Annotated in this window: 19 protein-coding genes; 10 read left to right on the top strand and 9 right to left on the bottom strand. The window is 62.4% G+C overall.

All coding sequences use genetic code 11. The features are described from left to right. The first annotated feature begins 337 nt into the window (after nt 1–337). On the top strand, nt 338–559 hold the full coding sequence (locus GS429_RS11885) for a DUF1918 domain-containing protein (RefSeq protein WP_160065573.1): 222 nt from the start codon (nt 338–340) through the stop codon (nt 557–559). A 66-nt stretch (nt 560–625) separates the two neighbouring features. Beyond that, nucleotides 626–1,057, top strand: coding sequence for an RNA-binding protein (locus tag GS429_RS11880; protein ID WP_160065572.1), 432 nt, complete (start codon nt 626–628; stop codon nt 1,055–1,057). A 35-nt stretch (nt 1,058–1,092) separates the two neighbouring features. On the opposite strand, the gene GS429_RS11875 is transcribed toward GS429_RS11880, so the two are convergent. Both GS429_RS11875 and GS429_RS11870 read right to left on the bottom strand, forming a co-directional pair. Next, complete coding sequence (locus tag GS429_RS11875) at nt 1,093–1,293, bottom strand: hypothetical protein (RefSeq protein ID WP_160065571.1); 201 nt, start codon at nt 1,291–1,293, stop codon at nt 1,093–1,095. 231 nt (nt 1,294–1,524) lie between these two features. Then, the gene (locus GS429_RS11870) at nt 1,525–2,052 is read right to left on the bottom strand and encodes a hypothetical protein (protein WP_160065570.1); all 528 of its coding nucleotides are present in this window, start codon (nt 2,050–2,052) and stop codon (nt 1,525–1,527) included. Between the two features lie 225 nt (nt 2,053–2,277). Here GS429_RS11870 and GS429_RS11865 point away from each other — a divergent pair, with 225 nt between their 5' ends. Then, entirely contained in the window at nt 2,278–3,345 is a 1,068-nt protein-coding gene (locus GS429_RS11865; protein ID WP_160065569.1) for an mRNA surveillance protein pelota, read from the top strand. Nucleotides 3,346–3,364: 19 nt separating this feature from the next. On the opposite strand, the gene GS429_RS11860 is transcribed toward GS429_RS11865, so the two are convergent. From GS429_RS11860 to GS429_RS11850, 3 genes are all read right to left on the bottom strand, one after another. Continuing rightward, a complete protein-coding gene (locus GS429_RS11860) occupies nt 3,365–4,144 on the bottom strand; it encodes a TrmB family transcriptional regulator (protein ID WP_328821366.1) in 780 nt (259 codons plus the stop codon). After that, complete coding sequence (locus tag GS429_RS11855) at nt 4,141–7,695, bottom strand: MMPL family transporter (RefSeq protein ID WP_160065568.1); 3,555 nt, start codon at nt 7,693–7,695, stop codon at nt 4,141–4,143. The genes GS429_RS11860 and GS429_RS11855 overlap by 4 nt, the downstream gene beginning before the upstream one ends. A gap of 192 nt (nt 7,696–7,887) precedes the next feature. After that, entirely contained in the window at nt 7,888–8,622 is a 735-nt protein-coding gene (locus GS429_RS11850) for an MBL fold metallo-hydrolase (RefSeq protein WP_160065567.1), read from the bottom strand. 107 nt (nt 8,623–8,729) lie between these two features. Here GS429_RS11850 and GS429_RS11845 point away from each other — a divergent pair, with 107 nt between their 5' ends. The 4 genes from GS429_RS11845 to GS429_RS11830 all read left to right on the top strand — a co-directional run bounded on the left by GS429_RS11845 (nt 8,730) and on the right by GS429_RS11830 (nt 14,564). Further along, nucleotides 8,730–9,803: a zinc-dependent alcohol dehydrogenase family protein gene (locus GS429_RS11845; protein ID WP_160065566.1), complete on the top strand. Its 1,074-nt coding sequence runs from the start codon at nt 8,730–8,732 to the stop codon at nt 9,801–9,803. Between the two features lie 166 nt (nt 9,804–9,969). Further along, the gene (locus tag GS429_RS11840; protein ID WP_328821365.1) at nt 9,970–10,224 is read left to right on the top strand and encodes a DUF8015 family protein; all 255 of its coding nucleotides are present in this window, start codon (nt 9,970–9,972) and stop codon (nt 10,222–10,224) included. Between the two features lie 83 nt (nt 10,225–10,307). After that, nucleotides 10,308–13,133 (top strand): ATP-dependent helicase, encoded by a 2,826-nt coding sequence (locus GS429_RS11835; protein ID WP_160065565.1) that lies wholly within the window; start codon nt 10,308–10,310, stop codon nt 13,131–13,133. A gap of 561 nt (nt 13,134–13,694) precedes the next feature. After that, entirely contained in the window at nt 13,695–14,564 is an 870-nt protein-coding gene (locus GS429_RS11830; RefSeq protein ID WP_160065564.1) for an amidohydrolase family protein, read from the top strand. Between the two features lie 402 nt (nt 14,565–14,966). Here GS429_RS11830 and GS429_RS11825 read toward each other — a convergent pair whose 3' ends face one another. The 4 genes from GS429_RS11825 to GS429_RS11810 all read right to left on the bottom strand — a co-directional run bounded on the left by GS429_RS11825 (nt 14,967) and on the right by GS429_RS11810 (nt 17,795). Further along, entirely contained in the window at nt 14,967–15,734 is a 768-nt protein-coding gene (locus GS429_RS11825) for an IclR family transcriptional regulator (RefSeq protein WP_160065563.1), read from the bottom strand. Between the two features lie 107 nt (nt 15,735–15,841). Then, on the bottom strand, nt 15,842–16,525 hold the full coding sequence (locus GS429_RS11820) for an HD domain-containing protein (RefSeq protein WP_160065562.1): 684 nt from the start codon (nt 16,523–16,525) through the stop codon (nt 15,842–15,844). A gap of 5 nt (nt 16,526–16,530) precedes the next feature. Continuing rightward, entirely contained in the window at nt 16,531–17,247 is a 717-nt protein-coding gene (locus GS429_RS11815; RefSeq protein WP_160065576.1) for an EthD domain-containing protein, read from the bottom strand. A gap of 77 nt (nt 17,248–17,324) precedes the next feature. Then, nucleotides 17,325–17,795, bottom strand: coding sequence for a VOC family protein (locus GS429_RS11810; protein ID WP_160065561.1), 471 nt, complete (start codon nt 17,793–17,795; stop codon nt 17,325–17,327). 118 nt (nt 17,796–17,913) lie between these two features. On the opposite strand from GS429_RS11810, the gene GS429_RS11805 reads away from it, so the two are divergent. The 3 genes from GS429_RS11805 to GS429_RS11795 all read left to right on the top strand — a co-directional run bounded on the left by GS429_RS11805 (nt 17,914) and on the right by GS429_RS11795 (nt 21,015). Then, entirely contained in the window at nt 17,914–18,258 is a 345-nt protein-coding gene (locus GS429_RS11805; protein ID WP_160065560.1) for an EthD family reductase, read from the top strand. Next, a complete protein-coding gene (locus GS429_RS11800; protein WP_160065559.1) occupies nt 18,255–19,952 on the top strand; it encodes a thiamine pyrophosphate-binding protein in 1,698 nt (565 codons plus the stop codon). The genes GS429_RS11805 and GS429_RS11800 overlap by 4 nt, the downstream gene beginning before the upstream one ends. A 97-nt stretch (nt 19,953–20,049) precedes the next feature. Then, a complete protein-coding gene (locus GS429_RS11795; protein ID WP_160065558.1) occupies nt 20,050–21,015 on the top strand; it encodes an NAD-dependent epimerase/dehydratase family protein in 966 nt (321 codons plus the stop codon). Nucleotides 21,016–21,023: the final 8 nt, after the last annotated feature.

Here is a 21,023-nt window from a genome sequence, read left to right as displayed (position 1 = left end):
GCGATTGCGATCACCAACTACGAGCGAGGACACGATCCAGGACGTGAGAAACTCAAACTATGAGTTGGATTCTATGACACGCTCATAACTATTTATCGCCGATCGCCAGAACGGGGTCGGCGATCGGCGGTAATTGACTACAGTGAACCGTATCAGTCGTTGCCGACCCGGATACAAGTGGGAGAACGAGCGAGCGAACTCCAGCGGCAATCGATAACAGGACCGGGACAAGCGTCCGTGTGCCCGTTTCGCGTCACAACGGTGGGGTCACCGGAGTTGCTAACCGGCATTGGGGCGAATCAGTCCCTTTTTACACGCAGACGGGGAATCATCGACTATGAGCTTCGAGAAAGACGACCGCGTCGTCCTGCACGACGAGCACAGCGAGTTCGACGGCGAGACGGGAACGATCACCCAGACGATGGAATCGATGTTCGGTGACGTCACCTACACCATCAGCTTCGAGGAGGGTCAGGAGGCCGGCGTTCCCGAGGATGCCCTCGAGGAAGCCGACGATACCGACGAAGACGTCGAAGCTGAAACCGAAGACGACGAATAAACGAGCCGCTGGATCGACCGTCGACCCAGCCACTCGAACCGCTATCGTATCACACCCAGACTGTAGATGCCACAGATCCCGCTTCACTACGTCGATTTACGCACGTTTTGCTACGCCACCGAAGACGAGAAACGCGTCGAAGAGGCGCTTCGAACCTTCCTGCCCGAGGAGTTCGAAATCGAGCGCGTCGAGAGCGAAGGCCACTACGGCGACCGCATCCTCGTCCTCTCTGCGCGCGTCGAGAAGGCCGACGACGTTCGTCACGTCCTCTCGCGACTCGCCGACCTCGAGTCGTTCGACGAACTAATCGGCGAACTCGACGAGCGGGTGACGGAGAACACCGAACTGTTCTTGCGACTGGACAAACAAGCCGCCTTCTCAGGGACAATTCGACTGGGCGATGGGATTACCTTCCGCGGGAAGGTCGAAGCCTACCCGGCGAAGAAAGCACAGGCCGTCGAAAACGCCGAAGACGTCCTCGAGCGACTCCGAGACTAGGAGTAGTCGGTCAACGTTCGTCCTCCCGTTCAGAGCTATCGGAGCCGTCGGTACGCTCGCAGGAGCACAGACGCCGCCGTTCCGAAGCCGGGGATCCGCGACGAAACGGCGGCCGCGCCGAGCAACAGTAGTCCGCTCTTTCGGCGCCCCTTGGAGAATTCCATGATGCCGTCGATAGCCGTCGTGACAACTCCAGCGTTCTTCAGCAGTTTCGATCGGTCTTGTGTCGCAGCCATAGTGTATGCTCGACGGCTGCCATCGATAAACAGTGGTGGCTTGCAGGTGTCTGGTGGATCTGAATAGTAGTCGGGTCTACAGGCGGAGTAGGCCGAATGCCCCGAGGTCGTACGGAAATCAACGGTTTCCCCGGCTGAGCGGAGTTTCGCTTCGCGAGGTCCGCGAAACCGAAGGTTTCGCTTGACGACGAGACGCCTTCGGCGTCTCGAACCACTCGACTCCGAGGCGGTTTACGATTGTTCCTCGAGTTCCGGCTGCTGATGGCGGTCGACTTCGCCGGTCCAGTACGCTTCCGACTCGTCGTAGGATGCGCCAAGGGCGATCAGGAAGCCGGTGATCGCCGTCACGACGGCGATGCTGCCGACGGCGACGATGGCGACGGGGAACACGGCGCCCGGGAGGACCTGTGCCGAGGTCAGTAACGCCACTGCGGTCACGGCCCCGATCAGGGCGAGCAGGCGACCGAAACGACCGGTATCGAGTCCCGAACTCGATCCGTCGGTACCGGTCTCGAGCAGTTCGTTCAGGACGCCGTTGTACTCGTCGTCGCTCGAGGCGTTTCCGAGCGAGTGAATCGAGTGGGCGACCCACAGGCCGGCGGTGAAATTAAGCAACGCGACAAACGAGACGAGACCCAGTTGTCCCGAGACGAACAGGCCCGCGAACACGGCGTTGGCGAACGCGAGGACCATGACTGCGTGGATCGCGAGCGATCGGGTGCCGAAGTCCTCGAAGAGCTGAACGTGTGCGAGTTTCATACGATACGTTGGCTCGCTATGGGGATATCGTGCGTCCCTAACTATGCTATCCGGTACCAAACTTGGTTACGGGATTTCGATGCGGTCCCTTTCCGAGAACCAATCGTCATCGCGATTGAGACGCCTCGAGCACGGACCGTTCGAATCGCAAGTGACCAGTTCGAGCGGGCCCTGGTCGCTCGAGGGATCGCAGCTCACTTACCGATACCACCCGAACCCACGCCCATGCAGATCAAAGACCGGGAGCGGATCGAGGGCGGACGCGAACGGGTGACCGTCGTCCCCGAGAGCGTCGACGATCTCTGGCACCTGCAGTACGTCCTCGAGCCCGGCGACCGCGTCGCGGGCGATACGACCCGACGGATCCAGCGCAACGACGACCAGATGCGCGATACGGGCGGCGAGCGCGAACCGATGTGGGTCGCCATCGCCGTCGACGATATCGAGTTCCACAAGTTCGCGAACCGGCTGCGAGTCGGCGGCGAAATCGTCGCCTGTTCGCGCGAGGACCAGCTCGGCTTTCACCACACGCTGAACGTCGAGGAACGCGAGGAACTCTCGATCGAGAAGTACTTCAAACCGGATCAAGAGGCCCGTCTGGAGGAAGCCGAGGAGGCCACCGAGAACCCGGACGTCGCCATCGCGACCGTCGAGGAGGGCCAGGCTCACGTTCACACGGTCGCCCAGTACGGCACCGAAGAGCGGGCGACGATCACCGGGACGACCGGCAAAGGCGAGTACGCCCGCGGGCGCTCGGAGCTGTTTTCGGAGCTCGCAACCGTCCTCAAACGGCAAGATGCCGACGCGATCATCCTCGCCGGACCCGGCTTTACGAAACAGGACGCCTACAAGTACATCGAGCAGAACGAACCGGCGGTCGCCGAAAAGATCACGATGGTCGATACGGCCAGCGTCGGCGACCGCGGCGTTCACGAAGTACTCAAACGCGGCGCCGTCGCCGACGTTCAACAGGAGACCCGTATCGAAAGCGAGGCCGAGTACATCGACGAACTCACCCGCCGTATCGCGGAGGGTGCGAAAGCCGCCTACGGTCCAGAGCAAGTCAAGCAGGCCGCCGAGTTCGGTGCGATCGAACGGCTGCTCGTACTCGATGACCGACTGCGTCAGGAACGCGGTCCCGACGGCGAGTGGGCGATCAACGTCGACGACATCGTCCGGACGGCGGAACAAAAGGGCGGCGACGTAACGGTCTTCTCGAGCGAGTTTCCCCCGGGACAACAGCTGTCGAATCTCGGCGGCATCGCGGCGCTGTTGCGCTATCGACTCGAGTAGGCGTCTCGAGGGAGACTGATTACTCGGGTTCGGGTTCCGGTTCAGGGCTGGGTTGTAACTCGTCGTTCGCCTCGAGCAACTGGATCAACACGTTCGCGAACAGCGAGTCCGAACTCCAGATCGCGGTCTCGCAGCCGCCGTCGTCGATAACGCTCAACAGGATGCTGTCGTCGTCGGCGGTGACGATCCGACCCGACCGCTGGTCGTCCTGGCGAAAGCGCGGCGGTGACTCCGTTCTGACGCCGTCGACGTCGCTGAATTTTGCCCGAATGTCGTCGCTACGGCTGATAACGAGGGCCGAGACGCCGGCTTCCGCTCGTTCCTTGATCGTCCGTTCGATCGATTCCGTGACGAGTTCCGGGAGTCGCGTTCCGAAGATGAACCGTTCGTCGGCTTGCGAGAGCAGTTCGACGACGCGGTCGTCGACACGGTCGCTACCCCGGATCGTCCAGATGTCTTCTTGTGTCTCTTCGGTTTCCGAGTCTCGTCTGACGGTTTCGACGTAATCGAACGCCCGTTCCCGCTCGTGCTGGAAGCGCTGTTCGAGCGTCTGCTGTGCTTCCTCGATGCTCACCGGTCGGTAGCGAATCGGACTCGACTGCTGGACTTCGACCAACCCGCGATCCTCGAGGCTCTCGGCGACGCTGTACACCTGCGAGCGAGGCACGTCGGTCACGCTGGCGACGTCGCGTGCGGTCCCGGAGCCGAGTCGGTGGAGTGCGATGAACACCTTCGCCTCGTAGCTGGTGAGGCCGAGTCGCTCGAACGCGTCGACGGCTTCGCTTTCGTCGTTTGTCACTCGTCGTTCCCTCGTGACTCGTCGGTAGTGTCGTCCGCGCCCATCCCTGTTTCGGTCGTCCGGCCGCCGTCGCTCGCCGTCGCGGCCGGGCTAGTCGTCCCCGACGTGTCGAAGGAGACGTCCGGGCCGAAGTACCGCGTCCAGAGGATCAGCAGCGACGGAAGGACGATGACACTCGCGAGGAACGAGTAGATGATCGTCAGCCCGGTGATGAAGCCGAACTGCTGGAGCGCCGGCAGAATCGCGAAGACCAGCGTTCCGAATCCGCCGACGGTCGTGGCGGCACTGCCCAGCAACGCGCCCCCGGTACCGGTGACGGTCGTCTGCATCGCCGACCAGGCATTACCCTGGCGCTCGAGTTCGAGCGTGTAGCGGGCGCTGATGTGGATACTGTAGGCGATTCCGAGTCCGATCGTGAGACTGGTGATCATTCCGGTCATCACGTTGAACGGGATGCCGAGCAGGTACATCGTCCCGAGAATCCAGCTGACGGCGAACGCAACCGGCAGCAGGGTCACCGTGCCGAGCGCCGCGCCGTTACCGGTGAGCCAGTAGGCCACCGTCAGGAAGGCAAAGACGGCGACGAGCGTGATCATGAGGCTCTGGAGGACCGTATCGAGCAGGTCCTGTTCGACGATGTAGTTGACGATCGGATCTCCGGTTGCGATCGCGTTCAGTTCGCCCGCTCCGGCGTCGAGGTTGCGCTGATCGCCCGTACCGCTAACGTCGATCGTCCCGGCAATTTCGCGTATTTCGTCGGTCGTTGCGTCGAACCCTGCGTCGCCCTGAATGCCGATGATCAGCCGGGCCGACTCGTAGTCGCCGTCCTCGGTGCGGTGTACGACTGTGCTCGCTCTGTCTTCGTCGACTTCGAACAGTTCGTCGTAGAGCGCCTCGATGTCCTGATCGGGGATATCGTCGCCGGTCGTATCGGCAGCGGTGAACGACTCGTTGAACGATTCGTTCTCGGCTGCCGTCTCCTCCATGACCGTAAGCGGTCCTTCGACGTCGGCATCGCCGTTCGGGAGGGTGTAGACGACGTCGGCCTCGGCGGCCTCGTCCTGCGCGTCCGAGAATCGGTGTAAGGTGTCGTCGTGGGTGATATCACCCTCTATGAGGATCTGGGCTTGCGAGTCCTCGCGCTGGAAGTTCTCGTTGACGAACTCCAGATCGTCAGCGGCGCGGTACTCGCCAGGAGCCATCCCGCCGGGGAGGTTTTGCGTCCATTCTGGCGGGCTGTCGGCGAGGAAATCTTCCTCCTCGAAACTGGTGTCGACTTGACTCGCGCCGTAAAGGCCACCGGCGGTCAGCAGCACCGTTGCGACGATGATCACGAGCGGAATCCGCCGGGCCGCGGTCGATCCGGCAGTAAGCACGCTGCTGAATCGCCCGCCTCCGGTGCCGAACGCGCGCTTGCGTCGGTCCCACCCGCGGGACTCGAGGAACGTGTCAATCTCGACCTTGAGGGCAGGAATCAGTCCGCCGAAGATGATCAGCGTCGAGATGATGCCGACGGAGCTGGCGATACCGAACTCCTGAATTGGAGGGATCGGACTCACAAGGTTCGCGAGGAAGCCGATAGCCGTCGTCGCCGTCACCCAGATGAGGGCGACGCCGACACCCGCCAGTGCGATCGTCATCGAACCGCGGACAGTGCTCGACACACCGTCCGCTTCGCGTTGCTCGCGGTGGCGCATGAAGACGTGTATCGCGTAGTCGATAGAGAGCCCGATCAGGAGGACCGGAACCGCGATCATCATCTGGTTGAACGCGATTCCCGCCCAGCCCATGAAGCCGAACGTCCAGACCAGAACGGCGAGGATCCCGCCGACGCCCAGGATGATATCGAGCGGATCGCGGTAAGCGATCGTCAGCGCAACGACGACGAACAGCAGGGCCAGCGGTCCGACGATCGCGAAGCTGTCGCCCATCGATCGATCGATTTCATCGGTGATGATACCGGCACCGAAGACCAGGTACTCCTGATCGTTTTGATCGGCAAGTTCGCGGAGATCGAGCTGACTGTCCAGGGCCGGATCGCTCTCACCGCCCATCTCCATGTCGCCCGCATCCGAATGCTGATTGATCATGGTCATCCGGGCGTCGGCTTCGGTCGATCCGGGATCGTAACCCGTCGGCATGAAGCCGAGCGCGGGCGCATCTTCGCCCTCATCTTCCGACAGCGTCTCCGTCAGGACGTCTTCGAACGCTTCGTCGTCGAGCTCCTCGAGTTTCTCGATCTGTTCCTCGAGCGACGGATCGACGCCGTCCTCGAGGTCTTCCTGGTCTTCCTCGAGCGCTTCGGCGTCCGCTTCGAGTTGATCGAACGCGTCCTCGAGTTCCTCCTGCTCTTGCTCGAGTTCGTCGGCGTCTTCCTCGAGTCTGTCGCCCGTCTCTTCGAGCGTCTCGCCGTCGCTCTCGAGTTGCTCACCGCGTTCCTCCAGTTCGGCGAATTCCTCGGCGAAGACGCCCATCGTACCGAGTTCGAAAGCCTCCTCGAAGGCCGCCTCGAGTTCCATCGACTCGACTTGCTGGAGTTCGGACTGACCGTCGCGGACGTCTTCGGCGATGGCTTCGAACTCGGCCTGCTGTTGTTCGGTCAGACCGGCTTCCGCACCGCGTTCCTCCCACAGCGTTTCGAAGGCTTCGTCAGGTTCCCCGGTCTCCTCGAGCTGTCGGGTTTCCGTTAGCGTCTCGACGAGAATTCCCTGTGCTTCCGGATCGTCAGTAATCTCGGGAACTCGTTCGTAGGCGGCTTCCAATCCGACGAGAGTCCGGAGGTCTTCCGCCGCGACGGTGAACGTCGCCGCCTGCTCATCGTCGAGGTCAGCGTTCTCGATCGCGGCCGCTCTCGTCTCTTCGATCTCCTGTTCGATCGCTTCCTGCTCTTCCTCGTCGCCCTCCGCTTCGGCTTCGAGGTACTGGCCCTGCAGCGCCATCGTTTCGTTCAGCGCTGTCTGGAGCGTTCCGGTACGGGCCTCGAGTTCCGCTTGATCCTCCTCGAGTGCATCGCCCCGATCGCTAAGATCCGAGCCTCGCTCCTCGAGACGATCGCCCCGTCGCTCGAGAAGATCGCCGCGTTCCTCGAGGTCGTCGGCCCACGCCTGGAGCTCCTCTTCGCGTTCCTCGAGTTCCTCGCCGCGTTCCTCGAGGTCGTCGATACGGTCCTCGCTTATGGCGGTGATCGCGACGATGTTCTCGACGCCCGTTATCGGATCGTCTTCGACGAGCGTCGCGTTGATGGACTCGTTTGCACGAATTTCCTGCTGGAACTCGAGCGATCCGATCAACGACTCCTGTGTGATGACGTTATCGCCTCTGGCGATCAACTGTACTGACGTCGTATTGTCGTCGTCGTCGGCACCGAACCGATCGTCGATATCCTCGAGCGCTACGGCTTCGTCGGAATCGGTCTCGAACTGATCGAGCGACGAGTCGTCGTCGACCATCGGCATTCCTGCACCGACCAACGCTGTCGCCAGGAGGAGGACGACGATAACGCTACGGGATCGTCCGGTGACGAGGTCAGCAATGCGATTTGGCAGACTCATCAGCTCACCCCGTCGAACTGCGGCGATTGGCCAGGGAGGGTCATCTGTTGTTATGATCCTACAAACTCTGGATATATACCTGTTCGGATACGCGATACCTAGGGGAACAAATCACAAATAACTATCAAGAGACGCGACGCTCAATCGGGAGCAATTCAGCCCTTCAGTGCGGTAAACAACCGATTCGGACGGTTATTCGACCGATATCGTCTTCAGGTCCTCGGCAAACCGAACGTCGCCATCGTAGTGTGCGCCGATCGACTCGAGCATCTCGTCGTGGCGTCCCTCCGTGTGCGGATAGAGATGAGTCAGGTAGACGCGGCCGATTTCGCGGCCGGCCAGTTCCTTCCCCAGCGTCTCCGGCGTGGGATGGTTCGAGACGTCGACGTCGTCCGGGAACGAACAGTCGTGAGCCAGGATGGCGGAGCCTTCGGCGAAGTTTGCTAATCCCGCGAAGGCTTCGCTGTCGCCGCTGAACGTGAACAGATCGCCGAACCGGTAGGCCAGACACGGCAGCGAGTGTCGAGTCTCGTAGGCCGAGACGTCGAACCCGGCAACGGAGAACTCGCCGGGGACGACTTCGCGGACCTGCAACTCGAGTTTGCCCTGCATGTACTCGTGGACGCCGAGCAGGTCGTCGACCAGCGCTTTCGTCCCCTGCGGGCCGACGATCTCGAGGTGTTCCTCGCCGGCGAGCCAGCGGGCTTTCATCAGCGGGAGCAGATCGGCGACGTGGTCCAGGTGGTGATGGGTCAACAGGACCGTCGAGATGGTTTCGTAGCCGACGCCCGATTGCTGGAGCCGGTGGAGGACGCCGGATCCACAGTCCACGAGCAGCGTTCGCCCGTCTTCCTGGACGAGGATCCCCGTTTGAAACCGGTCGCCGGTCGGCATCGCACTGCCGCTTCCAAGAAAGGTGACACGCATACCGAACCATCGAACGGCCTCTCCGATAAGGCTAGCTGCTTTCGGCCGGCGTCTTCCATCCGACTACCGCCGGAGACGTTACCTCGTCGGCGCTCGTCGCCACCGGTATGCGCGCTGCAGTACTCGAGGCCTACGGTGAACCGCTGTCGATCGAGTCCGTCCCGGACCCGGAACTCGACCCTCACGGAATTATCGTCGACGTCGAGGCCTGTGGTATCTGTCGTAGCGATTGGCACGCTTGGCAGGGCCACGGCGAGTGGGCCGACGATCGGGTCCCACTCGGACAGATTCTGGGCCACGAGCCGGCGGGCCGTGTCGCTCGAGTCGGTGACCGAGTCGACACGCTCGAGGTTGGCGACCGTGTCGCCGTCCCGTTCAACCTCGGTGAGGGATCGTGCTATCAGTGTCGCAACGGGTACGGTAACGTCTGCGAAGACGGCTACGCCCTCGGGTTCGAATCGAGCGTCCCGGGCGCGTTTGCCGAACGGATCCACGTCCCCCACGCGGCGTTCAACGCCGCGACGTTATCCGAGGCCATCTCTGCGGAAGCCGTCGCTGCACTCGGCTGCCGATACGTCACCGCCTTCCACGCGCTGGCCCACCGGGCCGATATCGACGCTGGCGATTGGGTCGCCGTCCACGGCTGTGGCGGTCTCGGGCTGGCAGCCGTCCAGATCGCGACTGCCCTGGGCGGCCGCGTGGTCGCGGTCGACGTCCGGGAGGAACCGCTCGCGATGGCGGCCGACCTCGGTGCCGAGGAGACGATCAATGCGTCCGAACTCGAGGGCGAAGAGACGACCGTTCCGACCGAAATCGAGTCGGTCACCGAGAGCGGCGCACACGTCTCCGTCGACGCGCTCGGGCGTGCAGAGACCTGCCGCAATAGCGTCGACTGTCTCCGCATTCGGGGAACCCACGTCCAGATCGGACTGACGACAGCCGCCGAGAAGGGTGAGGTCTCGCTGCCGATCGACGAAATGACTCGCTGGGACGTTACCGTCGTCGGCTCTCGGGGGATGCCGCCGTCGCGCTACGACGAACTCCTCAGGATGATCGAGGCGGGTCGGCTCGAGCCCGAACGGCTGGTCACACGACGCGTGGGGCTCGAGGCCGTTTCGGACCGGCTCGCGGCGATGACCGAGTACGATACCGAGGGCGTCGAGGTCGTCACGGAGTTTTGAGTTTCTCGCTCGTCTCCCTTTTCGAGAGGGTTGATACGTATCGACTCGATTTCGGTCGGAACGCTCCTCGCGACGATTCACCGTAGTCGTTCGAGATCGTTCCCACCTGCTCGTAATCAGGACCGATTTTTCGGTCCCGGCCGCCGTAGTAGCTGGTAGAAGGATCGTGGCACACCTCGACTACTACGACAAACTGCTGCTCGCCATCGTCGGCAGCCTCGCCATCGGGGTCGCGGTCGGGATCGGAACCGCGGTCGCCTTCGTGACCGGGCTCGCCGGCGGAGCCCTGCTCGCGACGGTGTTCGTCTACGAGGCGATGTTTCGAAATCCGCCGTTGCCAGCGTCGACCACCACGGCCAAAGCTGCCGCAGTTGTCTGGCACGCGTTCCTCTTCGCAACCATTGTCGCCGCTTTCATCTGACCGACGCTTCCAGACTCGAGCGCGCATTTCACTTTCGCCCCGGTGGCCAAACCCTCTTACATGCCCGTCCCGCAGACGACGATATGGACGGGAACGAGGGCCTCGAATTGCCGGTCGCCGACGATTCGCTCCCCTTCGATCCGGCGGCCGTAACGATCGAGGATCGCGACGTCTTCGACCTCCTCGAGCCAGCGGTTCAGGAGTGGTGGCTCGAGGAGTTCGGCGAGTTCGTTCCCGAGAACGAGGGCTTTTTTACGCCGCCACAGCAGGGCGCGATCCCGAAAATTAACGATGGAACGAACACGCTGATCTGTGCGCCGACTGGCTCGGGGAAGACCTTAGCCAGCTTTACATCGATTATCAACTCCCTCTATGCGAAAGACCGCGAAGCGTCCGACGGCCTCGAGAACTCCGTCTACTGTCTCTACGTCTCGCCGCTCAAATCGCTCGCGAACGACATCCACCGGAACCTCGAGGTACCGCTCGAGGGGATCGAACGGATCGTCGACCAGCGAGTCGGCGACGAGCAAATGGGCGACATTCGCCACGCCATCCGCCACGGCGACACCGCTTCACACGAGCGCCAGAAGATGCTCGAGGAGACGCCCCACATTCTCAACACGACCCCCGAGACGCTCGCGATCCTGCTCAACTCGCCGAAATTCCGCGAGAAGCTTCGCACCGTGGAGTACGTCATCGTCGACGAAATCCACTCGCTCGCGGGCGGCAAACGCGGCACGCATCTGTCGGTGAGCCTCGAGCGACTCGAGGCGATGGTCGATCACGACATCACCAGAATCGGCTGTTCGGCGACGATCGAACCGCTCTCGGAAGTGGCCGAATTTCTGGTGGGATGCGAGGCGCGTAGCGACTCCGAACGATCGACCGAGGAGCGAAGCGACCCGGAAGACGGCGAGACCCCCGGCGGCAACCACCGCCCCTACGAGATCGTCGACGCCCGCTTCGCCCGCGAGTTCGATATCCAACTCGAGTGTCCGACCGACGATCTGATCCACACGTCCCGCGATATCGTTCAGGATCGGTTCTATCGGATGCTCCACGAACACATCCAGGAGCACACGAACACGCTGGTCTTTACGAACACCAGGTCGGGAGCCGAACGCGTTCTGCACAACCTCCGCGAGGGGTTCGACGCCTACGACGAGGACAACTCGGGGTGTCACCACGGCAGCCTCTCGAAGGAGGTTCGACAGGATATCGAGGGGCGGCTCAAGGACGGCGACCTCGACGTCGTCACGTCTTCGACCTCCCTCGAGTTGGGGATCGACATGCCCCACGTCGACCTCGTCGTACAGGTCGGTTCGCCAAAGTCCGTCGCCGCACTGCTCCAGCGCGTCGGCCGGGCGGGCCACCGTGTCGGACAGACGGTGACGGGACGGGTGATCGCACTGGACCGGGACGAACTGCTCGAGTGTGCGGTCATGCTCAAGAAGGCCGAAGAGGGGTTCGTCGACTCCGTTTCGATCCCCGAAAACGCCCAGGACGTCGCGGCCCAGCACGTCTACGGGATGGCCATTGCGGAGATTCGACCGGAGTCCGAACTGAAAGCGATTCTGCGGCGGGCATACCCCTATCGGAACTACAGCGAGGCGGAGTACGAATCGCTCATGCGGTATCTCACCGCCGAGTACGCCGGCCTCGAGGACCGAAACGTCTACGCGAAGGTCTGGCGCGACGAGAACGACCCGCCCGACGGCGAACACCACCACGAGGCGTATCCGGTCGGCGAACGCCTGATCGGCAAACGGGGCCGTTTGGCCCGGGTCATCTACATGACCAACATCGGAACGATCCCGGACTCGTTTACCTGTGACGTGTCCACGCGCGGAAGCGACGAGTGGGTCGGCCAACTAGACGAGAGCTATCTCGACACGCTCGAGAAGGGCGACGTCTTCGTGCTCGGCGGCGACCACTTCGAGTACCGCTACCGGCGCGGGTCGAAGGTCTACGTCGATCGGACGAGTGCCCGACCGACCGTTCCCTCGTGGTACTCGGAGCGACTGCCGCTGTCGTACGATCTAGGGTGTGAGATCCTCGCGTTCCAGCGCGAACTGCTCGCTCGCTACGACGAGGGCGGTTCCCCGCGAGTCCGCGCGTGGTTGCGGGAGTTCCCGCTGGACGACGACAGCGTGCGAGCGATCGCCCGACTCTTCGAACACCAGTTCCGGTACGCGGGCCAGGAGAGTGTCAGCACCGACGACCGTCTTGCCATCGAGGTCGTCCGCGACCGCGAGGAGTACGAACGCCACTACTACGTCCACTCGATGTACGGCCGGAAGGTCAACGACGGGCTCTCTCGGCTGTTCGCCTACCGCTGCGCCCAGGAGGCCACCGCCAACGTCCGCGTCGCCGTCGCCGACAACGGCTTCGTTCTCTCGATGCCGCTGAACCGAAAAGTCGACATCGAGGGCATCATCGACGACCTCGAGCCCGATCAGGTCCGCGAGGATCTTCGGGCGGCGCTGTCCGGAACCGACCTCCTGCAGCGGTACTTCCGCATCAACGCGACGCGCTCGCTGATGATCCTCAAACGCTACAAGGGCTACGAGAAGTCCGCGAGCGAGCAACAGGTTTCCAGCGAGATGTTGCTCGGATTCGCGGAGGACCTAGAGGAGTTCGCGGTCATCGAGGAGACCTATCGCGAGATTCTCGAGGACAAACTCAACGTCGCGGAGATCGAGGCCCTCGTCGGCGCGATCGACGCCGGTGATCTCGCGGTCGAACGCCACCTGTTCGACTCGCCGACGCCGCGAGCGTTCGGACTGGCGACGCTGTCGGCCAGCGACGTCGTCCTCGCCGAAGACGAAAGCGCCGCGTTACAGGCGTTTCACGAACACGTCCTCGAGGAGATCGGCAATGAGTCGCTACAGGGACTCTCGTCGGAGTAACTGTACGGGGTAGGTGTCATCGCCGCAGCGGGAGCTTGCTTGCTCGAGGCCGATCGACTGGGCGGACTCCTTCGACGGCCGGCTTTGGAGCGGCGGGTAAGTTGCTTCTGATCGTGTGCGAATTGACCAGCGATCTATCCGGACAGTCCCCCCCCTCGATATGATGGAACTCTTTCTATATCCGATTTAGAATAGGTAACTGAGAAATACCTTCTCGACTTATTTTGACTGACCGTCGTATTAGGTACCAAAGCGCAGAAATATGGGATCTAACGGATGATGTCGCCAGAATATAAAATTCTATACATTAGTGGGTTATGGGATCCGGTCTTCATGCTAGGGGCTCTGTTAGGCGCTAATTTCAGCAAACGTCTCGAGAGACAGGATCTGGGTATATCTTCTTAGAGGCAGACACATTTCCAAAACCATCATTAAATAGACGTATTAGCGACGGTCGTTTCGAGGGGGAGACACCTCGAACCCGGATCCTGAATCATCCCGAGTCGCTAACGGGTTTCCGCCGTGAGAACATACATATAGCGCCGTCACATCGCTCGTAGTATGGGTGCACCAACGGTACTCGACGAGCCGCGCGCAATCGACATGCACGCCCACCAGCCGACGAGCGAATTCCTCCACGACGCGGGGGGACAAATGATGAAAGACGCGGCCGATCGATTCGGCGCCGACCTCGAGACGGACACCTACGAGAACATGATCGAGGAGTATCGGGACGCGGGCGTCGGCCGCGCCGTCCTGCTCGGGTGGGACGCGGAAACGAACACGGGGAACCCACCCGTTCCGAACGACTACGTCGCCGAAGTTCGCGACGAGTACGACGACTTCTTCATCGGCTTCGGCTCCGTCGATCCGCTCAAAGACGACTGCGTGGAAGAGGCGATCCGCTGCGTCGAGGATCTGGATCTCTCGGGGTTCAAATTCCAGCAGATCGCACAGGGTTTCGATCCGTCCGATCCCGAACACGAGGAGCTGTTCGCGACGATCGAAGACCTCGGGGTTCCCATCGTCTTCCACGGCGGTAACTCGACGCTCGGCGCGTGTTCGCCGGGCGGTCGCGGGCTGAAGATCAAGTACGGCAACCCGATGCTGATCGACGACCTGGCGGCCGACCATCCGGATCTCAAGATCCTCATCGCCCATCCCGCCTACCCCTGGGAGAAAGAACAGCTCGCGATCTGCCAGCAGAAGGGCAACGTCTACATGGATCTCTCCGGCTGGATGCCGAGATATATCGACGACCAGGTGCTGGAGTACGCCCAGTCGCTGCTCTCGGACAAGGTCATGTTCGGTACCGACTACCCCATGCTCGAGCCGGAGCCGTGGCTCGAGCAGTTCGAGGCACTCGGGTTCGACGAGTCGATCCAGCGGAAGATCCTCTGGGAGACGGCCGAGGAGTTCCTCGAGTTATAATCGGTTCGAAAGATCGCCCCGACCCTAAGGGACCACGGGTCGGGTGACCCGTGGAACTCCCGCTGCGTTCTTCAGAACTGCTATTCTGTTCGAACTATGGGAACAGCGACTGTTCGCTGATTCCGTTTCGGTCATCACGAACTGGTATAGACATTTCGGTCATTTGCTTGCAAAGAGAATGGAATTACAGACATACCTATGTAATGGTCCGCTAGCCAGTCCGCCGTCTGACCGATATCGGACACTCGTCTTGGGAAGACGAGTTCGAGGTGAAAATAGCTTCTATCCGCTCTAAACCGGCTATCTGTGGCCCGGATTCGGAGTAGCAGACAGAGAAGACTATCTCGTTCGAATAACTCGAACAATTCGTACGGTCAGCGGAGAAATCGACTTGTAAACCGGTCAGGAGTGGGCGAGATTGACCTCGACTTCGTTCGTCGCACCGAGTAGGAGATCGGGGAGTTCGTCGGTCAGCAAATCGCCACGCAGTCGATTCGCGGGTCCGGCGATACTGATCGCGCCGATAGCGTTGCCCGACTCGTTTCTGATCGGTGCGCCGACGGCGTGGACGCCGATAACCGACTCTTCGTGGTTGAACGCGTATCCCTGCTCCCTGATCGTCTCGAGATTGTTTTGAAGTTCCTCGCGATCCGTAATCGTCCGTTCGGTCTGGGAAGCCAGCCCGTAGTCGTCGAGAATCGACTCGATCCGGTCCTCGGGGAGATGGGCGAGAATCGCCTTGCCCGCAGCGAACTGATGGAGATGTGTCCGCTGGCCGATCCGAGCGTGGGTTTTCACGGAGTGGCGTCCCTCGGCCCCGTAGATGTGAACGCCCATCCCGTGCTCTTCGATCACGCACCAGACTTTCTCGTCGGTTTCGGCGGCGAGTTCGTCTACCTTCGGTTTGGCGACATCGAATAGCCGATGGCGATTGCGCACGTGAATCCCGTAGTCGAGAAACCACGTGCTGATACGGTAGGTGTCTCCCTCACGGACGAGTATCCCCCGCGACTCGAGGGTTTTTACGTGCCGGTGGACGGTACTTTTCGCGAGGTCGAGTTCGGCGGCGAGTTCGGTGACCCCCGCACCGTCGGTGTGTTTGACGACGTCGACGATGTCGAACGCCGTCTCGACGGTTTCGACCGGTCTGTGTCGCGAGTCGCTTGCCATACGCGCATACTGGAGTAGAACCGACAAAAACCTGTTCCCGTTATTCGAACGAGTAGCGATTTCGTTCGTAACGTTCGAACTCGCTTCGGCTTCGCGCGTCTCTTCGATTATGAAGTCTGCGAGTACTCCTCGACCCACTCCTGTAACGTCAGATCCATCGCGGCCTGCGTGATGGCGTTCGAGGACGCGGAGTTGGCACTCTTGACGAGTTCCGCCTCGAGCGTCCGCGTGGGGACTTCCCCGAGGAAATGGGGGATCGCGCGCTGGACGGCAAGCGGACAGCCGACCTCGTGGGCGAGCGCGTAGCCGGAGATCGAGTGAGGGATTTCCTCGCTGACGTACCGCGGATCGGGCTCTGCGAGCAGGTCGTCGTCGACGAACTCGGGGTACTCGTAGCACTTGCCGACGTCGTGCAGCAGACACGCGGCGACGACGGTATCGACGTCGGGGTCGGCACCGTGAAAATCCCGCTGTTCGCGGACGGATTCGAGTGCGATGCGCGTGACGCCCCGAACGTGCTCCACGTTCGTCACTTCGTGGATGTTCCAGGCGTAGGGGATGTCCTCGACGTCCCGCCACCCGCCGCGTTCCAGGCCGAGGACCCACGCCTCGACGACGCGGTCGCGAAGGTCTTCGTCATCGATGTGCTCGAGTTCCGGGAAGGCGTTGCGGACCTGGGCGTCGAAATCGGGGCCGGGATCGTCCCCGGAATCGGAATCGGAATCGGAATCGGGACCGGGGGTGGAACAGGTATCGGAATCGGAGTCGGGGTCGGAATCGAATGAAGGCATAACGATCAGTGATCGGCTTTGACGAGGCTCTCTCGGCCGATGAGTCGCGGCCGCTCGTCGATCGCGAGGAAGTTGTTCACGTCCTCGCGGGCCTCCTTCGCTTTCCCTTTCTCGGGATCGTAGTCGCGCGATCCCTCGCTACCGAGCGCGTCGTACAGCTTCTCGAGATCGTCGAAGTAGAGTTCGGCGACGCCGTCGAACTCCGCGTTCTCGGGATCGGTCGGGATAACCGTGTTGTACTTCACGACGCCGTCTATCTCGCGGGCGATCGGCGTGTGGTTCTCCTGCCAGTAGTCGACGAACTCCTCGTGGCTCATGCCGTCCTGTCGGACGAGGAATGCCGAATGTTTGTACAGGCCGTCGGTGTCGCCGTCAACCTCGTCTTTCTGGACGATCTCTTCGCCGATGAATCGAGGTCGGTCCTCGATCGCGAGGAAGTTGTCGACGTCCTCACGGGCCTCCTTCGCTTTGCCCTTCTCGGGATCGTAGTCCCGGGATCCCTCGCTCCCGAGCGCGGCGTGAAGATCCTCGAGATTCTCGAAATACAGCTCCGCCAACCCGTCGAATTCGGCGTGGTCCGGCTCCGTCGGGAGCACCTGCTGGTAGCGAACGACGCCGTCGATTTCGCGGGCGATCGGGGTGTGCTCGTCCTGCCAGTAGTCGACGAACTCCTCGTGGCTCATTCCGTCCTGGCGAACCAGGAGGGCGACATGCTTGTACATCACGAGCGTGTTTTTCATACAGTACAATAAATGGTGAGGCCGCTCGTCCGGCGTTGTACTGTTACGCGTGGAGCGCGCTATCGAAGCGCCTCGCCGTGAACGAACAGCCGTTGGCCCGCCTCGCGACTCTCCGCGTAGCCGTCGTCGTACTCCATCAACTGGAGCAACGCACCCGTCGGATTCGACGGCGGGATGAACGCTTCCGCCCAGTGCTCGAACTCGGCGTAGTCGACGACGGGAACGTCGTGAGACTCCAGTACCTCGACGGCCGTCTCGAGGTCGATGACTTCGAACGTGATGTGGTGGAGCCCGGGCCCCTGTCGCTCGAGGAAGTCGGTCAGGAACGATTCCGACCCCGCTTCGGGCGCGATGAGTTCGAGTCGGGAGGCGTCGCCGAGGACGTACGTCGCCCAGGTGAACGAACCGTACTTGCTCCGCTCTTCGTGGATCTTCTCGCAACCGAGGACGAACAGCAGGCTCTCTGCGTCGTCGATCGATTCGACGGCGATCCCGACGTGATCGACGCGCATCGCTGGCATCTCCGACATACGATGGACACGGCGGCCCGTCCACATAATTATTTGTCTCGTGTCCACAGTTATCACGAGCATCGTGGACACGGAGCACCGATAGAACAAAGTCGGCGGATCCCAACAGTGATCCTGTATGACAAAATTGGTCGAATTACTCGTCCGGAACGACGAGTATAGCCACGCGGAGTTCGTCGAGCGGTGGCAAGGCGAGCACGCGGACATCGCTCGCGAACTGCCCGGACTGAAACGGTACAGCACGTCCGTCCCGGCGAATCCCGACGAGGCCGAGTACGACGGCGTCCTCGAGCTCGTGTTCGAGAGCGGGCAGGCGCTGAACGAGGCCTTCGAGTCCGAGGTCGGCCAGGAGGTCCAGGCCGACGCCGCCGAGTTCCTCGAACTCGGTGCCGGACCGCGAATAGTCGTCGATGAAACGGTACACGTCGCCGAAACCGTCGCCGGCGACGCTGCCGACGAATGACGACGACCGCGTCCGCGCTCGTCGACACGCTCGAGGAACTCGGCGTCGAGTACGTCTTCGGCTACCCGGGCGGTCGAGTGATCGAATTGCTCGAGTACCTTCCCGACTCCGACGTCGACCTCGTTCGCCCGCGCGACGAACGCGAGGCCAGCGTCATGGCCGAGATGCACGGCCGCCTGACCGGAACCCCGGGCGTCCTCGCCGGACAGGGGCCGTGGATCGGAAGCCTCGGAATGATCGGCCAGATGGAGGCGCGGCTGTCCTCGTCGCCGATGGTCGTGCTCACGGAGGCCTCCGAACGCGGCGAGTACTCGACGCTGGCACCGTACCAGCAGTCCAGAGGCGATTACGGCGGCTTTAGCCTCCCGTCGATCCTCGACGGCGTCACCAAGGAGTGGTGGTTTCCACGCACGCCGGTCGAGACTGTTCGATCGACGCAGCTGGCGTTCAAACACGCCGTTGCCAGCCGTCCCGGACCGACGGCGGTGATCCTCGACGGGGATGCGATCACCGAGGACCTTCCGGACGATTCCACGCCGCCGGCCTGGGACGCGCGCGAACAGACCCGGACCTGGGACGCCGCGCCGGCGGCCACCGACGTCGCGACGGCCGCCGAGGCCCTCGAGGACGCCGAGCGGCCGGTCATCATTTCGGGCAACGGCGTCCACGCCGCGCAGGCGTACGACGAACTCGCGGCGGCCGCCGACGCCTACGACTGTGCGGTGGTCACCTCCTACCTCGGGAAATCGACCTACCCCGAGACCGACGAACGCGCCGCCGGCGTCATGGGATCGTTTGGCCACGAGGGAGCGAATCAGGTGGTTAGCGAGGCCGACACGCTGCTCGTCGTCGGCTGTCGGATGAACCCGATGGACACCAACTGGCAGGCACCCGAGTTCATCCGGCCGGACGAACAGACGATCATCCACGCCGATATCGACACCCGCAATGCGGGCTGGGTCTACCCCGCGGACGTGGGGCTTATCGGCGACGCGGCCGAGAGTCTGACCGCGCTCGCCGACGCCGGCGAGGCGTCGAACGACTGGGCGACGAAGCGCGCGGCGGCGGCCAAAGACTGGTTCAGCACGGCCGAGTGCGAGGACGAGTCGACGCCGATCAAGCCCCAGCGCGCCGTCAAGGCTATCGAGTCGGTCGTCGACGAGGATACGATCGTCACCGCCGACTCCGGAAACAACCGGTTCTGGCTGCTGTACTATCTCCAGACGCCGGCCGTCCGCACCTACTTCGGAAGCGGCGGCGTCGGCGGGATGGGGTGGGCGAACCCGGCCGCCGTGTCGGCGGCGCTGACGACCGGGAAAGACGTGATCGCGGTCGCCGGCGACGGCGGGTTCTCGATGACGATGAACAGCGTCGAGACGGCCGTCGAGTACGGCGTCGCGCCGACGTTCGTCGTCTTGAACGACACCAGCCTCGGGATGGTCCGCCAGATGCAACATGAGGACGGCGACATCGCCGGCGTCGAGTTCCACGACACGGACTTCGTCAAAGCCGCCGAGGCCTTCGGCGCGGTCGGCACGCGCGTGACCGACCCCCACGAGTTGGGCGAGGCGCTCGAGACCGGCAAGGCGGCGGACGTCCCCCACGTTATTGACGTCCGAATCGACCGCGAGGAGGATATGGCCGACACGCTGGCCTCTTCGTTCTACGAATCGGTCGGAGGGCTGCATGAGTAGCGAGTCCCGCGGAGGGTCCGGCCGGACGCTCACCGATCTCCGAAACGGACCGAACGATCACCAATCTATACATGACTGAGCCGAATACGAGGCACACATGACCGACGAATCAACAGTACTGGTAACCGGCGGAACCGGCTTCATCGGTTCCTACGTCGTACAGGACCTACTCGAGCACGGCCACGACGTCGTGGCGTACGACCTCTCGACGGATACGGAGATCCTCGAGAAACTCGGCGTCGCCGACGAGGTCGAGGTGCGACGCGGCGACGTCTCCGACCCGACCGACGTGATCCGAGCGGTCAAGGAGACGGGAACGACCCACATCGTCCACCTCGCGGCGCTGCTGACGACCACGGCTCGAGACAATCCTCGAAGCGCGGCCGACGTGAACATCGTCGGAACGAACAACGTCTTCGAGGCGGCCCGCACCCTCGACGATCAGGTCGAGCGCGTCGCGTGGGCCTCCTCTGCGGCGGTGTACGCGCCGCCCCACAACTACGACGCGGAGTGGGTCGACGAGGAGGAACTCGTCTATCCGGACACGCTCTACGGCGCGACGAAGGAGTACAACGAACACCAGGCGCGAGTCTACCACGAGGACTACGATCTCGACCACGTCGCGCTCCGACCGACGGTCGCCTACGGACCCTACCGCGAAACCGGCGGCTCGGCGTTTCTGGCGAACATCATCGAGAAGCCCGCCCTCGGCGAGTCCTACAGCGTCGAGTACGGCGACCAGTACGTCGACTGGCAACACGTCGAGGATATCGCCCAGGCGTTCCGCAAGGCCGCGTTCACGCCCGAGGAAGACCTGACGCAGCGCGTGTACAACGTCCGGGGCGTACTTGCGACCGTTCGCGAAGCCGCCGAAGCCGTCGAATCCGTCGTGCCCGACGCCGATATCGACGTCTCCGACGACGGGGAACTCCCCTGGACGCAGAACCTCGACATGACGAAAGCACAGGAGGATCTGGGGTATGCGGTGCAGTACGACCTCGAGTCCGGCTTCCGGAAGTATATTAACGTGTTGCGGGAAGAGAACGGACTCGAACCGGTCTGAGAACGCAG

Origin of the sequence: Natronorubrum halalkaliphilum (assembly GCF_009834785.1) — an archaeon.
In the GTDB taxonomy this organism is placed as follows: domain Archaea; phylum Halobacteriota; class Halobacteria; order Halobacteriales; family Natrialbaceae; genus Natronorubrum; species Natronorubrum halalkaliphilum.
The sequence above is the reverse complement of the archived record's forward strand: the minus strand, read 5'-3'. Positions and strand labels throughout refer to the sequence as shown.

Bases quoted from the DNA above. Each gene is read 5' to 3' on its own strand.
- GS429_RS11885 (WP_160065573.1), top strand. From the start codon at position 338: ATGAGCTTCGAGAAAGACGACCGCGTCGTCCTGCACGACGAGCACAGC.
- GS429_RS11880 (WP_160065572.1), top strand. From the start codon at position 626: ATGCCACAGATCCCGCTTCACTACGTCGATTTACGCACGTTTTGCTAC.
- GS429_RS11875 (WP_160065571.1), bottom strand. From the start codon at position 1,293: ATGGCTGCGACACAAGACCGATCGAAACTGCTGAAGAACGCTGGAGTT.
- GS429_RS11870 (WP_160065570.1), bottom strand. From the start codon at position 2,052: ATGAAACTCGCACACGTTCAGCTCTTCGAGGACTTCGGCACCCGATCG.
- GS429_RS11865 (WP_160065569.1), top strand. From the start codon at position 2,278: ATGCAGATCAAAGACCGGGAGCGGATCGAGGGCGGACGCGAACGGGTG.
- GS429_RS11855 (WP_160065568.1), bottom strand. From the start codon at position 7,695: ATGAGTCTGCCAAATCGCATTGCTGACCTCGTCACCGGACGATCCCGT.
- GS429_RS11850 (WP_160065567.1), bottom strand. From the start codon at position 8,622: ATGCGTGTCACCTTTCTTGGAAGCGGCAGTGCGATGCCGACCGGCGAC.
- GS429_RS11845 (WP_160065566.1), top strand. From the start codon at position 8,730: ATGCGCGCTGCAGTACTCGAGGCCTACGGTGAACCGCTGTCGATCGAG.
- GS429_RS11835 (WP_160065565.1), top strand. From the start codon at position 10,308: ATGGACGGGAACGAGGGCCTCGAATTGCCGGTCGCCGACGATTCGCTC.
- GS429_RS11830 (WP_160065564.1), top strand. From the start codon at position 13,695: ATGGGTGCACCAACGGTACTCGACGAGCCGCGCGCAATCGACATGCAC.
- GS429_RS11825 (WP_160065563.1), bottom strand. From the start codon at position 15,734: ATGGCAAGCGACTCGCGACACAGACCGGTCGAAACCGTCGAGACGGCG.
- GS429_RS11820 (WP_160065562.1), bottom strand. From the start codon at position 16,525: ATGCCTTCATTCGATTCCGACCCCGACTCCGATTCCGATACCTGTTCC.
- GS429_RS11815 (WP_160065576.1), bottom strand. From the start codon at position 17,247: ATGTACAAGCATGTCGCCCTCCTGGTTCGCCAGGACGGAATGAGCCAC.
- GS429_RS11810 (WP_160065561.1), bottom strand. From the start codon at position 17,795: ATGTCGGAGATGCCAGCGATGCGCGTCGATCACGTCGGGATCGCCGTC.
- GS429_RS11805 (WP_160065560.1), top strand. From the start codon at position 17,914: ATGACAAAATTGGTCGAATTACTCGTCCGGAACGACGAGTATAGCCAC.
- GS429_RS11800 (WP_160065559.1), top strand. From the start codon at position 18,255: ATGACGACGACCGCGTCCGCGCTCGTCGACACGCTCGAGGAACTCGGC.
- GS429_RS11795 (WP_160065558.1), top strand. From the start codon at position 20,050: ATGACCGACGAATCAACAGTACTGGTAACCGGCGGAACCGGCTTCATC.